This is a genomic window from Polaromonas vacuolata, from assembly GCF_012584515.1.
Classification (GTDB): domain Bacteria; phylum Pseudomonadota; class Gammaproteobacteria; order Burkholderiales; family Burkholderiaceae_C; genus Polaromonas; species Polaromonas vacuolata.
The window spans coordinates 164,054-176,079 of record NZ_CP051461.1; the positions used below are offsets into that span (position 1 = coordinate 164,054).

The 12,026-nt window shown below is 52.4% G+C and carries 17 protein-coding genes; 15 read left to right on the plus strand and 2 right to left on the minus strand.

The genetic code is table 11. The features are described 5' to 3' along the window. The first annotated feature begins 84 nt into the window (after window positions 1–84). From fusA to HC248_RS00850, 14 genes are all read left to right on the plus strand, one after another. The gene (gene fusA / locus HC248_RS00785; RefSeq protein ID WP_168920826.1) at window positions 85–2,187 is read left to right on the plus strand and encodes an elongation factor G; all 2,103 of its coding nucleotides are present in this window, start codon (window positions 85–87) and stop codon (window positions 2,185–2,187) included. Between the two features lie 215 nt (window positions 2,188–2,402). Beyond that, complete coding sequence (gene tuf / locus HC248_RS00790; protein WP_168920827.1) at window positions 2,403–3,593, plus strand: elongation factor Tu; 1,191 nt, start codon at window positions 2,403–2,405, stop codon at window positions 3,591–3,593. A 14-nt stretch (window positions 3,594–3,607) separates the two neighbouring features. Further along, a complete protein-coding gene (rpsJ, locus tag HC248_RS00795; protein WP_007838118.1) occupies window positions 3,608–3,922 on the plus strand; it encodes a 30S ribosomal protein S10 in 315 nt (104 codons plus the stop codon). Between the two features lie 230 nt (window positions 3,923–4,152). Further along, the gene (rplC, locus tag HC248_RS00800; RefSeq protein WP_168920828.1) at window positions 4,153–4,833 is read left to right on the plus strand and encodes a 50S ribosomal protein L3; all 681 of its coding nucleotides are present in this window, start codon (window positions 4,153–4,155) and stop codon (window positions 4,831–4,833) included. After that, window positions 4,833–5,453 (plus strand): 50S ribosomal protein L4, encoded by a 621-nt coding sequence (gene rplD, locus HC248_RS00805; RefSeq protein WP_168920829.1) that lies wholly within the window; start codon window positions 4,833–4,835, stop codon window positions 5,451–5,453. The genes rplC and rplD overlap by 1 nt, the downstream gene beginning before the upstream one ends. After that, window positions 5,450–5,776, plus strand: a complete 327-nt coding sequence (gene rplW, locus HC248_RS00810) for a 50S ribosomal protein L23 (RefSeq protein ID WP_168920830.1) — start codon at window positions 5,450–5,452, stop codon at window positions 5,774–5,776. The genes rplD and rplW overlap by 4 nt, the downstream gene beginning before the upstream one ends. 2 nt (window positions 5,777–5,778) lie before the next feature. Continuing rightward, the gene (gene rplB / locus HC248_RS00815) at window positions 5,779–6,603 is read left to right on the plus strand and encodes a 50S ribosomal protein L2 (protein ID WP_168920831.1); all 825 of its coding nucleotides are present in this window, start codon (window positions 5,779–5,781) and stop codon (window positions 6,601–6,603) included. A 9-nt stretch (window positions 6,604–6,612) separates the two neighbouring features. After that, window positions 6,613–6,891, plus strand: a complete 279-nt coding sequence (rpsS, locus tag HC248_RS00820) for a 30S ribosomal protein S19 (protein WP_011481233.1) — start codon at window positions 6,613–6,615, stop codon at window positions 6,889–6,891. A 9-nt stretch (window positions 6,892–6,900) separates the two neighbouring features. Beyond that, window positions 6,901–7,230 carry a 50S ribosomal protein L22 gene (gene rplV / locus HC248_RS00825; RefSeq protein WP_168920832.1) on the plus strand — a complete coding sequence of 110 codons (330 nt, stop codon included), beginning with the start codon at window positions 6,901–6,903 and terminating at the stop codon, window positions 7,228–7,230. A gap of 12 nt (window positions 7,231–7,242) precedes the next feature. After that, complete coding sequence (rpsC, locus tag HC248_RS00830; protein WP_168920833.1) at window positions 7,243–8,151, plus strand: 30S ribosomal protein S3; 909 nt, start codon at window positions 7,243–7,245, stop codon at window positions 8,149–8,151. A gap of 24 nt (window positions 8,152–8,175) precedes the next feature. After that, complete coding sequence (gene rplP, locus HC248_RS00835; RefSeq protein WP_011481235.1) at window positions 8,176–8,592, plus strand: 50S ribosomal protein L16; 417 nt, start codon at window positions 8,176–8,178, stop codon at window positions 8,590–8,592. 16 nt (window positions 8,593–8,608) lie between these two features. Further along, complete coding sequence (gene rpmC / locus HC248_RS00840; protein ID WP_168920834.1) at window positions 8,609–8,812, plus strand: 50S ribosomal protein L29; 204 nt, start codon at window positions 8,609–8,611, stop codon at window positions 8,810–8,812. Continuing rightward, a complete protein-coding gene (gene rpsQ, locus HC248_RS00845) occupies window positions 8,812–9,081 on the plus strand; it encodes a 30S ribosomal protein S17 (protein WP_168920835.1) in 270 nt (89 codons plus the stop codon). Before rpmC ends, rpsQ begins: the two co-directional genes overlap by 1 nt. A gap of 203 nt (window positions 9,082–9,284) precedes the next feature. After that, window positions 9,285–9,791 (plus strand): peroxiredoxin, encoded by a 507-nt coding sequence (locus HC248_RS00850; RefSeq protein ID WP_168920836.1) that lies wholly within the window; start codon window positions 9,285–9,287, stop codon window positions 9,789–9,791. A 105-nt stretch (window positions 9,792–9,896) separates the two neighbouring features. On the opposite strand, the gene HC248_RS00855 is transcribed toward HC248_RS00850, so the two are convergent. Together HC248_RS00855 and HC248_RS00860 are read right to left on the minus strand one after the other, a co-directional pair. After that, the gene (locus tag HC248_RS00855; RefSeq protein ID WP_420372007.1) at window positions 9,897–10,361 is read right to left on the minus strand and encodes a GNAT family N-acetyltransferase; all 465 of its coding nucleotides are present in this window, start codon (window positions 10,359–10,361) and stop codon (window positions 9,897–9,899) included. 306 nt (window positions 10,362–10,667) lie between these two features. Next, the gene (locus HC248_RS00860) at window positions 10,668–11,183 is read right to left on the minus strand and encodes a TlpA family protein disulfide reductase (RefSeq protein ID WP_168920838.1); all 516 of its coding nucleotides are present in this window, start codon (window positions 11,181–11,183) and stop codon (window positions 10,668–10,670) included. A gap of 18 nt (window positions 11,184–11,201) precedes the next feature. Between HC248_RS00860 and HC248_RS00865 the strand changes: the two genes are divergently transcribed. Further along, entirely contained in the window at window positions 11,202–11,915 is a 714-nt protein-coding gene (locus HC248_RS00865) for a DUF4197 domain-containing protein (RefSeq protein ID WP_168920839.1), read from the plus strand. The last annotated feature ends 111 nt before the right edge of the window (window positions 11,916–12,026 follow it).

The following is a 12,026-nucleotide window of genomic DNA, read 5'->3' on the forward strand; positions in this document are numbered from 1 at the left end:
CCGGCAGACGCGTAGTAAAAACCGAAGGACGCACTGCCGTCCTTCCACGAGTCTTTGTTCGCAATCCCGAACTGAAAGTAATTTATGTCCCGCGCTACCCCCATTGAAAACTATCGCAACATCGGCATTTCTGCGCACATTGATGCCGGCAAGACCACGACCACCGAGCGCGTCCTTTTTTACACCGGCGTGAACCACAAGATTGGTGAAGTTCACGACGGCGCGGCCACCATGGACTGGATGGAGCAGGAACAAGAGCGTGGCATCACGATCACCTCTGCTGCGACCACCTGTTTCTGGAAAGGCATGGACAAGTCCTTGCCTGAGCACCGCATCAACATCATCGACACCCCAGGCCACGTTGACTTCACGATTGAAGTCGAGCGCTCAATGCGCGTGCTTGACGGCGCTTGCATGGTTTACTGTGCAGTCGGCGGCGTCCAGCCACAGTCCGAGACCGTCTGGCGTCAGGCCAACAAGTACAAAGTGCCACGTCTGGCATTCGTCAACAAGATGGACCGCACTGGCGCGAACTTCTTCAAAGTTGTTGAACAGATGAAACTGCGCTTAAAAGCCAGCCCTGTTCCAATGGTCATACCAATCGGTGCCGAAGAAAACTTCACCGGCGTGGTCGACTTGATCAAGATGAAAGCCATCATCTGGGACGAAGCTTCGCAAGGCATGAAGTTCGACTACCGTGACATCCCGGCCGAACTCGTCGAGCAAGCCAAAGAGTGGCGTGAGAAGATGGTTGAAGCTGCGGCTGAAGCCAACGAAGAACTCATGACCAAGTACCTCGAAGAGGGCGAGCTGACGGAAGAAGAAATCAAGTTCGGTATTCGTACCCGTACTATCGCCAGCGAAATCCAGCCAATGTATTGCGGTTCGGCTTTCAAGAACAAAGGCGTTCAGCGCATGCTTGACGCGGTGATCGAATTCATGCCGTCGCCAGTGGATATTCCACCGGTTAAAGGCATGGACGACGACGAACTGCCAGTTACCCGCAAGGCTGACGACTCAGAAAAATTCGCCGCTTTGGCATTCAAACTGATGACCGACCCATTCGTGGGTCAGTTGACTTTTGTGCGCGTTTACTCCGGTGTGCTGAAAAAGGGCGACACCGTCTACAACCCAATCAAGGGCAAGAAAGAGCGTATCGGCCGTATCGTGCAAATGCACGCCAACAACCGTGAAGAAGTTAGCGAAATCCGCGCCGGCGACATCGCCGCTTGCGTGGGACTGAAAGACGTGACCACGGGCGAGACCCTGTGCGATCCAGACGCTATCGTCATGCTCGAGCGCATGATTTTCCCAGAGCCAGTGATTGCCCAGGCAGTTGAGCCAAAGACAAAAGCTGACCAGGAAAAAATGGGTATCGCTTTGTCCCGTCTGGCACAGGAAGATCCTTCTTTCCGCGTCAAGACCGACGAAGAGTCAGGTCAGACCATCATCGCCGGTATGGGCGAGCTGCACTTGGAGATCATCGTTGACCGCATGAAGCGCGAATTCGGTGTTGAAGCCAACGTTGGTAAGCCGCAAGTGGCGTACCGCGAAACTATCCGCAAGACGATTGAAGATGCTGAAGGCAAATTCGTTCGTCAGTCCGGTGGTAAAGGTCAATACGGTCACGTTGTGCTCAAGATCGAGCCAAATGAAACCGGCAAAGGTATTGAGTTCGTTGACGCGATCAAGGGCGGTGTGGTTCCACGCGAATACATCCCTGCGGTTGAAAAAGGTATTCACGAAGCAGTCACCACCGGTGTGCTCGCTGGCTACCCAGTGGTTGACGTTAAAGTCACGCTGCATTTCGGCTCATACCATGATGTTGACTCCAACGAAATGGCTTTCAAAATGGCTGCTATCTTTGGTTTCAAAGAAGGCTGCCGTAAAGCTAGCCCAGTGATTTTGGAGCCAATGATGGCTGTTGAAGTTGAGACCCCAGAAGACTACGCCGGCAACGTGATGGGCGACTTGTCCTCACGCCGCGGTATGGTCCAGGGCATGGAAGACATGGTTGGTGGCGGCAAAGCCATCAAGGCAGAAGTGCCACTGTCAGAAATGTTTGGCTACTCCACGACACTGCGTTCAATGTCGCAAGGCCGCGCTACTTACTCGATGGAATTCAAGCACTACGCTGAAGCCCCACGCAATGTGGCTGAAGCAATTGTTGCTGCCCGCGCTAAGTAAACCAATTTGTTAGGAGGCAGTTCAGAAGTGATGCATAAGCAAATCTTCGGTTCCTCTTTCTGACTAATTAACAGTGTGAATTGATCTTAGAGTCAATTCACAAAAATTCCCAAGTCTGCGATTGAGTGCCACTTTGTACCCGTGCGAAGTGAATCAGCAACCCAGTGCAGACGTTAAACCGCACACGGGCATGTTCTTTATATCTGGAGAGAAAAATGGCAAAAGGTAAATTCGAGCGGACTAAACCGCACGTCAACGTAGGCACCATCGGTCACGTTGACCATGGCAAAACTACACTGACAGCTGCAATCACCACGGTGCTCGCAGCCAAGTTCGGCGGCGAAGCCAAAGGCTACGACCAAATTGACGCGGCACCGGAAGAAAAAGCACGCGGCATTACCATCAACACAGCCCACGTTGAGTACGAAACGGAAAACCGTCACTACGCACACGTTGACTGCCCAGGTCACGCTGACTACGTTAAAAACATGATTACCGGCGCGGCCCAGATGGACGGCGCTATTTTGGTTTGCTCCGCAGCTGACGGTCCAATGCCACAGACTCGCGAGCACATCTTGCTGGCCCGCCAAGTTGGCGTTCCCTACATCATCGTGTTCCTGAACAAGTGCGACATGGTTGACGATGCTGAATTGTTAGAGCTCGTCGAAATGGAAGTGCGCGAGTTGCTCGACAAGTACGATTTCCCAGGTGACGACACCCCAATCATCCACGGTTCAGCCAAGCTGGCCATGGAAGGCGACAAGGGTCCTTTGGGCGAAGAAGCCATCATGAAGTTGGCCGATGCACTCGACAACTACATCCCAATGCCACAGCGCGCAGTTGACGGCGCATTCTTGCTGCCAGTAGAAGACGTGTTCTCGATCTCAGGTCGCGGCACTGTTGTGACTGGCCGTATCGAGCGCGGTATTGTCAAAGTCGGCGAAGAGATCGAAATCGTCGGTATCGCAGACACACAAAAAACCATTTGCACCGGCGTGGAAATGTTCCGCAAACTGCTTGACCAAGGTCAAGCCGGTGACAACGTCGGCATCTTGCTGCGCGGCACCAAGCGTGAAGATGTGCAGCGCGGCCAAGTGCTGTGCAAGCCAAACTCGATCAAGCCACACACCCACTTCACTGGCGAGATCTATGTCTTGTCTAAAGATGAGGGCGGCCGTCACACACCATTCTTCAACAACTACCGTCCACAGTTTTACTTCCGTACCACGGACGTGACCGGTGCGATCGAGTTGCCAGAAGGCAAAGAAATGGTCATGCCAGGCGATAACGTGTCTATCACCGTCAAGCTGATCAACCCGATCGCCATGGAAGAAGGCTTGCGCTTTGCTATCCGTGAAGGTGGCCGTACCGTTGGTGCTGGCGTTGTTGCCAAGATCATCGCGTAATCAAAGGATTTCTCATGGCAACCAAGCAAAAAATCCGTATCCGCCTCAAAGCGTTTGATTACAAACTGATCGACCAGTCCGCTGCCGAAATCGTTGACACCGCCAAGCGTACCGGCGCGATTGTCAAAGGCCCAGTGCCTTTGCCAACCCGCATGAAGCGTTTCGACATTCTGCGTTCACCCCACGTCAACAAGACGAGTCGTGACCAGCTTGAAATCCGCACGCACCAGCGCCTGATGGACATCGTTGACCCAACAGATAAAACTGTTGATGCGTTGATGAAGCTCGATCTGCCCGCTGGCGTCGACGTAGAAATCAAACTGCAGTAAGTCGTTTGCAGCTACTACGCAGGGGTTAAACCTGTTGTGTAGTAGTTGAAAAACTTGATGTATTAGCCTAGGCTGTTCTTTGTGGACACTCTAGGCTATACTCTTGGGCTGCCCTCTAATTGCGCGAAAAAATTCAAGTAATTAGAGAGGACAGTTTTATTAACAGTCTCCTACGCAAAAACGTTCGCTGCCAATTGAAGTAGCGACGGTAGGAGTTACGAAAGAAAATCATGAGTCTGAGCAACTCCCTCGGGTTGCTGGGCCGCAAGGTTGGCATGATGCGTCTGTTTACTGATGATGGGGACACAGTTCCTGTCACAGTAGTGGATGTGTCGAACAACCGCGTGACCCAGGTTAAAACCGAAGCAAATGACGGCTACAGTGCCCTCCAAGTGGCATTCGGTTCGCGCAAAGCATCGCGCGTGACCAAGCCGGCCGCCGGCCACCTTGCTAAAGCAGGTGTTGAGGCTGGTGAAATCCTGAAAGAATTCCGCGTGACGGCTGACGTCGCAGGCAAGTACGCTGCAGGCACTGTTGTGCCCGCCGCTGACGTGTTTGTGGTTGGCCAGATGGTTGACGTTCAGGGTACCTCGATTGGTAAAGGCTTTGCCGGCACCATCAAGCGCCACAAGATGAGTTCGCAGCGCGCGTCGCACGGTAACAGCCGTTCGCACAATGTGCCCGGCTCTATTGGTATGGCACAGGATCCTGGTCGCGTGTTTCCTGGTAAACGCATGACGGGTCACCTTGGTGATGTCACCAAAACCACACAAAACCTAGATATCGTTCGCATTGACGAAGCCCGTCAATTGTTGATGATCCGTGGCGCTGTGCCTGGTTCCAAAGGCGGTTTTGTCACGGTTCGTGCCGCGATTAAAGCCAAGCCAGTTGCAGACAAAGGAGCGAATTGATGCAGGTCGAACTCCTGAATGACCAAGGTTTGGTTGCGTCCACTGTTGACGTGCCTGATACCGTGTTTGGTCGCGAATACAACGAAAGCCTGATTCACCAAGTCGTCGTAGCCTTCCAGGCTAACGCTCGCCAAGGTACCCGGGCTCAGAAAGACCGTGAGCAGGTCCGTCACTCGACTAAAAAGCCTTTTAAACAAAAAGGTACTGGTCGTGCACGTGCTGGTATGACGTCTTCGCCACTGTGGCGCGGCGGCGGTCGTATCTTCCCGAACATGCCTGATGAAAACTTCACGCAAAAAATCAACAAGAAGATGTACCGTGCCGGTATGGCATCGATCTTCTCGCAGCTAGCGCGCGAAGGCCGTTTGGCTATTGTTGATTCACTGGCCGTTGACTCACCTAAGACCAAAGTCTTGGCTGACAAATTCAAGGCCATGAACCTCAACTCGGTGCTGGTCATCGCTGATGTGGTTGATGAAAACCTGTACTTGGCTTCGCGCAATCTGGTGAACATCCTGGTGGTTGAACCCCGTTACGCCGATCCGGTGTCACTGGTTCACTACAAAAAGGTGTTGGTCACCAAGGCCGCCATGGACCAACTCAAGGAGATGTTCGCATGAGAGCCATTACTGCGAAAACAAAATTCGACGAAGGCCGCTTGATGCAGGTTTTAGTCGCGCCAATCGTGTCTGAAAAGGCCACGATGATCGCTGACAAAACCAATTCAATCACTTTCAAGGTACTGCAGGACGCTACCAAATTTGAAATTAAAGCTGCTGTGCAGTTGATGTTCAAAGTTGAAGTCCAAGCAGTTGCCGTGCTCAATATCAAGGGCAAGACCAAGCGCTTTGGCAAATCAGTGGGTCGTCGGGATAATCTCCGCAAAGCCTACGTGACGCTCAAGCCAGGTCAAGAGATCAACATTGGCGGGGAGGCTGCGTAATCATGGCTGTCATTAAAATGAAACCCACATCACCCGGCATGCGCGGGATGGTGAAGATTTCGCGTGACCACCTGCACAAGGGTGAGCCTTACGCACCACTGCTGGAGCCACAATTCCAGAAGTCTGGCCGTAACAACAACGGTCACATCACGGTTCGCCATAAAGGCGGCGGTCATAAGCACCACTACCGTGTAGTTGACTTCAAGCGCATTAAAGACGCTATTCCGGCTAAAGTCGAACGCATTGAGTACGACCCTAACCGTACGGCTCACATTGCACTTCTTTGCTACGCTGACGGCGAGCGCACCTACATCATCGCCCCGCGCGATCTTGAAGTTGGCGCCACGCTGGTAAGCGGTCCAGAAGCACCGATTCGCATTGGTAACACACTGCCTATCCGTAACATCCCAGTTGGTTCAACCATCCATTGCATCGAGATGCAAATTGGTAAGGGCGCGCAAATTGCACGCTCGGCCGGTACCTCTGCGACGCTGCTGGCACGTGAAGGCACTTACGCTCAGGTTCGTATGCGCTCCGGTGAAGTTCGTAAGATCCACATCGAATGCCGTGCAACCATTGGCGCTGTAGCCAACGAAGAGCATAGCCTGCGCCGTCTCGGCAAGGCTGGCGTGAAGCGTTGGATGGGTATTCGCCCAACCGTTCGCGGTGTCGTCATGAATCCGGTCGATCACCCACACGGTGGCGGCGAAGGCAAGACCGGCGAAGGCCGTCATCCTGTCGATCCATGGGGTAACCTGACCAAGGGCTACCGTACCCGCAACAACAAGCGCACGCAAGTGATGATTGTTTCGCGTCGCAAGAAGTAAGGCTAACCCATGACACGTTCACTTAAAAAAGGTCCCTTTGTCGACCATCATTTGGTAGCCAAGGCTGATAAAGCCGTTACCAATAAAGACAAAAAGCCGATCAAGACCTGGTCGCGTCGCTCAATGATCCTGCCCGAGTTCATCGGCTTGACCATCGCCGTGCATAACGGCAAACAGCACGTACCGGTCTACATCACCGATCAGATGGTTGGCCACAAGCTGGGCGAGTTTGCATTGACTCGTACCTTCAAAGGTCATCCGGCTGATAAAAAAGTTGTGAAGAAATAAGGAAAGACCATGGAAACACGTGCAACCCTCCGGGGCGTTCGTCTGTCGGTCGACAAGGGCCGTCTGGTCGCTGACCTGATCCGCGGTAAGACCGTGGAACAAGCGCTCAACATCCTGACTTTCACGCAGAAAAAAGCTGCTGGAATCATCAAGAAAGTTGTTGAGTCTGCTATCGCTAACGCTGAACATAACGATGGCGCTGACATCGACGAGTTGAAGGTTAAAACCATCTACGTCGAACAAGGCGCTACGCTCAAGCGTTTCTCTGCGCGCGCTAAAGGCCGCGGTAACAGCATAAGCAAACCAACGTGCCATGTGTACGTTGTTGTTGGCAACTAAGGGCAGCAGGATATGGGACAAAAAATTAACCCAACCGGTTTTCGGCTGTCAATCAGCCGCAACTGGTCCAGCCGCTGGTATGCAAGCAACCGTGATTTCGCCGGCATGTTGGCCGAAGACATCAAGGTTCGCGAGTACCTCAAAGCCAAACTCAAGAACGCTGCGGTTTCGCGCGTCTTGATCGAGCGTCCCGCTAAAAATGCACGCATCACAATTTTCTCGGCACGTCCGGGCGTTGTGATCGGCAAAAAAGGCGAAGACATCGAAGCGCTGAAAAAAGAACTCAGCCGCCAACTTGGCGTGCCAGTTGCAGTGAATATCGAAGAAGTTCGCAAGCCGGAAATTGATGCCAAGCTTATCGCTGACAGCATCACCCAACAGCTTGAAAAACGCATCATGTTCCGCCGTGCTATGAAGCGCGCTATGCAAAACGCTATGCGTCTGGGTGCCTTAGGCATCAAGATCATGTCGTCTGGCCGTCTCAACGGCATCGAGATCGCACGCTGCGAGTGGTACCGTGAAGGCCGTGTGCCTCTCCAGACCCTGCGCGCCGATATCGACTATGGCACCTCTGAAGCCAAGACCACCTACGGCATTATTGGCGTTAAGGTCTGGGTCTACAAAGGCGATACCCTGGGCCGCAATGATGCGCCAGGCGCCAAGATGGTGGAAACACCTGACGAAGAGCGCAAGCCGCGCGGCCCACGCCGTGATGCACGCCCTGGTGAGCGTACTGATCGCCCAGCCCCACGTGGTGCCCGCCCAGCGGGTCGCCCAACGGGTGGTGTGAACACTGCGCCTGCTGATGGCAGCGACAAGCCGGCTGAAGCTACCGATGGTAGCGAAGCTCCGAAAAACACCGTTAAGCGCGTCCGTAAAGCCGCGCCAGCTGCAGCAGCTGACGGTGCAAAGTCCGAGTAATCGGTCAACAACGAGAGATAAATCATGCTGCAACCCGCGCGTAGAAAATATCGTAAAGAGCAAAAAGGCCGCAACACCGGCGTAGCCACACGGGGTAACTCCGTGGCTTTCGGTGACTTTGGTCTGAAATGCACTGACCGTGGCCGTCTGACGGCCCGTCAAATTGAAGCCGCACGTCGTGCGATTTCCCGTCACGTTAAGCGTGGCGGCCGTATCTGGATCCGTGTCTTCCCAGACAAGCCAATTTCCCAAAAGCCTGCTGAAGTGCGAATGGGTAACGGTAAAGGTAATCCAGAGTATTACGTGGCTGAAATTCAGCCCGGTAAAATAGTCTTTGAAATCGTCGGCGTGCCCGAAGAACTGGCTCGTGAAGCGTTCCGCCTGGCATCTGCCAAGCTGCCGCTGCGCACCACGTTCGTCAGCCGCATGATCGGCCAGTAATCAGGAGAATGAAGAAATGAACACTACTGAACTACGCCAAAAAGACGTTGCCGGTTTGAAGACCGAAGTCAAAGAGTTGCAAAAAGCACACTTTGGCCTTCGCATGCAAAAAGCCACGCAACAGCTAAGCAACACTGCAACGCTGCGCTCGACGCGCCGTTCTATCGCTCGCGCCAAGACTATTCTTGCCGAGACCATCGTCAAGCAAGGAGCAAAATAATGACGGAAGTTAAAAAATCCCTCAAGCGCACCTTGATTGGTAAAGTGGTGAGCGATAAGCGCGCCAAGACTGTGACTGTTTTGGTCGAACGCCGTGTGAAACACGAGCTGTACGGTAAAATCGTGTCCCTGTCGAGCAAATACCACGCCCATGATGAAAAGGGCGAGTACAAAATGGGTGACATGATTGAAATCACCGAAAGCCGTCCAATTTCTAAAACCAAAAACTGGATTGTTTCCCGTTTGGTTCAGAAAGCGGCTATTGTCTAATTCCTGATTTTTTCAGGCTTTGACTTTAAGGCAATAAAAACGGCTCACTATGTGGGCCGTTTTTGTTTCTGCGTTTGCCTCGCCAGTTCTTCGCTTTTAGGCCCTGTAACTAGCCGGTTGGCAATTGCTTTTGCCACTTAGGTAAAAATGCTTTCCGCGCCTTTATTTTTTCGTAAAATTTTTATCCAAACTGGAGCAACCCAATGATTAAAGTCGGTGACACCCTGCCTAGCGCAACCTTGATGGAGTTCTCTGAAGTTGAAGGCAATGGTTGCAGTATTGGCCCTAATGCGGTCGAAGTGAGTACAGCTACAGCTGGTAAGACAATCGCTATCTTTGGTCTGCCAGGCGCTTTCACACCGACTTGCTCGGCTAAACACGTGCCCGGCTATCTCGATGGCTTTTCTGACTTCAAGGCCGCTGGTGTGGACGAAGTTTGGTGTATCAGCGTTAACGACGCATTTGTGATGGGCGCATGGGCGCGTGAGCAAAAGAGCGATGGCAAGATCCGTATGTTGGCCGATGGCAGTGCTGCACTGGCTCAGGCAACCGGCTTGACACTTGACTTGACGTCGCGCGGCATGGGTTTACGCAGCACGCGTTATTCCATGTGGGTTAAGGACGGCAAGGTGATGAGCTTGAACATCGAAGGACCGGGTAAATTTGAGGTCAGCGATGCCGCTACGCTATTAGCGCAGATCAAAGGCTAATTTTCAGCATTGATTTTGGGCAGTAAAAAAGCCTGCGACCTTTTGTTAAGGCGCAGGCTTTTTGCTTGGGCTGTCTGTCTCGTTTTATAGTCTGTCTGGCGCGAATTAAAGGTCAGCCTTAAGGTAATGGGCACCGGCCACAGGATTGAAATAGTAGGGTGCGATTGCCTCAAAGCCTAAGTCTACATAAAGTGCACGAGCCGACTCCATGTCGCTTAGCGTGTCGAGCAACATATGGCTGTAACCCGCCATGCGAGCAGTCTCTAAGACGGCTTCGGCTAATTGGCGTCCCAAGCCCATTCGGCGAAAAGCGCGGCGCACATAAAGACGCTTGAATTCGCAAGCGTTGGGATAGTCGACGGTCTTGAGCGAGCGCATAGCGCAGCAGCCAGCGATCTCTCCGTCGATTGTCGCTAACAGTAATGCGCCTTCAGGTTGCGCATACTCGCCTGGCAAGCCTTTTAGCTCGGCTTCGAAATCTTGAAAGCCCAAATCAATATCGATTTGCGCTGCGTACTCCTGCAAAACAAGACGTGTTGCTTCGAGCTGGTCGGCCGTTGTCGGGGTAATTAATTCAAATTTAGAGTTTTGCACTGTGCCAAGACTTATTTAATTGTTTGGCCCACTATACAGACCCTAAGACCAGCAGCATCAACTAGGCCGCAGCTACAACACAGATAGTCAACATTAGCGCTGTAAAAATGCGCCAACATGACCCGTCCAGACATGGCGTGGCATTGCTTTAGCGGCGATTAGGGAGGCACTTGTAAATGCTTTAAGGCTGACAATAAAAGCCAGTGGAAAGCCTGTGATGGCGAATCCCAGACCCTGTCGTTTGGACTCAAAAGTCACCTTTAAAAGCGGCACCTTTAAGCGTCAAGCTTGAGCCAGCAGCTTTTCAATCAGTTTGTGCAGATCATCAAAGTCAGGCTCGCCAACATACTGCTTGACGATTTGACCGCGCTTGTCGACCAGGTAAGTGGTGGGCGTGAGTTGTACATCGCCCCAAGCCTTGGCGACTACTCCGGTGTTATCTATGGCAACTTTGAACGGCAAGTCGCGTGTCTGGGCAAAGTTAACGACATAGCTTGGCGGGTCGTAGCTCATCGCTACTGCAACGGTGTCGTAGCCTTTGGCTTGGTATTTGTTGTAGGTTGAAATGATTTTTGGCATTTCAGCGACGCAAGTCACGCAGCTAGTGGCCCAAAAATTAACCAGCGTGACTTTGCCCATAAAGTCAGCCGTGCTGTGCTTGCTGCCATCAAGCAGAACAAAGGTCGATTGCGGTGCGGCTCTGGCGCTGCTGCAGCCGTAAAGGCCTGCACCGGCTGCGACACAAAGCACGGCCAGCAATGCGCTGCGGCGTGCTATGGTGCGGTAATTTTTTTTCATTCTGAGGAGGACTCCATCATGCGACGTAGAGAGTTTAACCAGGCCGGAGCCGGGGCGTTTGGCGCACTGGTCTTAGCCGCCATTAGCCAAGCCCATGCTTTGTCCTTAGGCGAGCTGACTGGCGTGACTAACACCGATGCGGGTAATGGCTTGAAAACCATTCTTGAAAAAGGCGTAACTGCCGCTGTTGCTAGCCTTGGCAAGCCAGATGGATTCCTCGGCAACCCGAAAGTTCGCATTCCTTTGCCCGGTTATCTTGAAGATGTATCCAAATTACTAAGAAATTTCGGTCAAAGCAAGCGCATCGATGAGCTGATCACAGCCATTAATCGCGCTGCTGAAGCGGCTGTGCCCTTGGGCAAGAACTTGTTGCTAGAGGCAGTGCGTCGTATGAATGTTGACGATGCTAAGCAAATTTTGTCTGGTGGCGATAATGCTGTGACTACATTTTTCGCAGGAAAAACGCGCTTGCCACTCAGTGAAAAATTTCTACCCATCGTTAATCAGATGACTGAAAAAGTCGCTTTAGCGGCCAAATACAACGATTTCGCGGGTAAAGCGGCTGGTTTCGGACTGGTCAAGCCAGCTGACGCCAATTTGCAGCAATACATCACCGGCAAAGCGCTGGATGGCTTGTATCTAATCATTGGTGATGAGGAAAAGAAAATTCGCCAAGACCCGGCTGCTAGCGCAAGTGCAATTTTGCGAAAAATTTTTGGAGCTGGACGATAGGTGGACAAATAAACGATCATTAAATGCCGTAGATCAGCAGCTAATTCTCAGCGTTGGACTTTTTTGCGAACAGACAACAAAGTCAGTAAACCCTAAAAACCGTTACAAAAA

Coding starts and splice junctions, on each gene's coding strand:
- rpsC (WP_168920833.1), top strand. CDS start 7,243: ATGGGACAAAAAATTAACCCAACCGGTTTTCGGCTGTCAATCAGCCGC.
- rpmC (WP_168920834.1), top strand. CDS start 8,609: ATGAACACTACTGAACTACGCCAAAAAGACGTTGCCGGTTTGAAGACC.
- rpsJ (WP_007838118.1), top strand. CDS start 3,608: ATGGCAACCAAGCAAAAAATCCGTATCCGCCTCAAAGCGTTTGATTAC.
- rplP (WP_011481235.1), top strand. CDS start 8,176: ATGCTGCAACCCGCGCGTAGAAAATATCGTAAAGAGCAAAAAGGCCGC.
- rpsS (WP_011481233.1), top strand. CDS start 6,613: ATGACACGTTCACTTAAAAAAGGTCCCTTTGTCGACCATCATTTGGTA.
- rplB (WP_168920831.1), top strand. CDS start 5,779: ATGGCTGTCATTAAAATGAAACCCACATCACCCGGCATGCGCGGGATG.
- rplC (WP_168920828.1), top strand. CDS start 4,153: ATGAGTCTGAGCAACTCCCTCGGGTTGCTGGGCCGCAAGGTTGGCATG.
- rplV (WP_168920832.1), top strand. CDS start 6,901: ATGGAAACACGTGCAACCCTCCGGGGCGTTCGTCTGTCGGTCGACAAG.
- tuf (WP_168920827.1), top strand. CDS start 2,403: ATGGCAAAAGGTAAATTCGAGCGGACTAAACCGCACGTCAACGTAGGC.
- fusA (WP_168920826.1), top strand. CDS start 85: ATGTCCCGCGCTACCCCCATTGAAAACTATCGCAACATCGGCATTTCT.
- rpsQ (WP_168920835.1), top strand. CDS start 8,812: ATGACGGAAGTTAAAAAATCCCTCAAGCGCACCTTGATTGGTAAAGTG.
- rplW (WP_168920830.1), top strand. CDS start 5,450: ATGAGAGCCATTACTGCGAAAACAAAATTCGACGAAGGCCGCTTGATG.
- rplD (WP_168920829.1), top strand. CDS start 4,833: ATGCAGGTCGAACTCCTGAATGACCAAGGTTTGGTTGCGTCCACTGTT.
- HC248_RS00865 (WP_168920839.1), top strand. CDS start 11,202: ATGCGACGTAGAGAGTTTAACCAGGCCGGAGCCGGGGCGTTTGGCGCA.
- HC248_RS00850 (WP_168920836.1), top strand. CDS start 9,285: ATGATTAAAGTCGGTGACACCCTGCCTAGCGCAACCTTGATGGAGTTC.
- HC248_RS00860 (WP_168920838.1), bottom strand. CDS start 11,183: ATGAAAAAAAATTACCGCACCATAGCACGCCGCAGCGCATTGCTGGCC.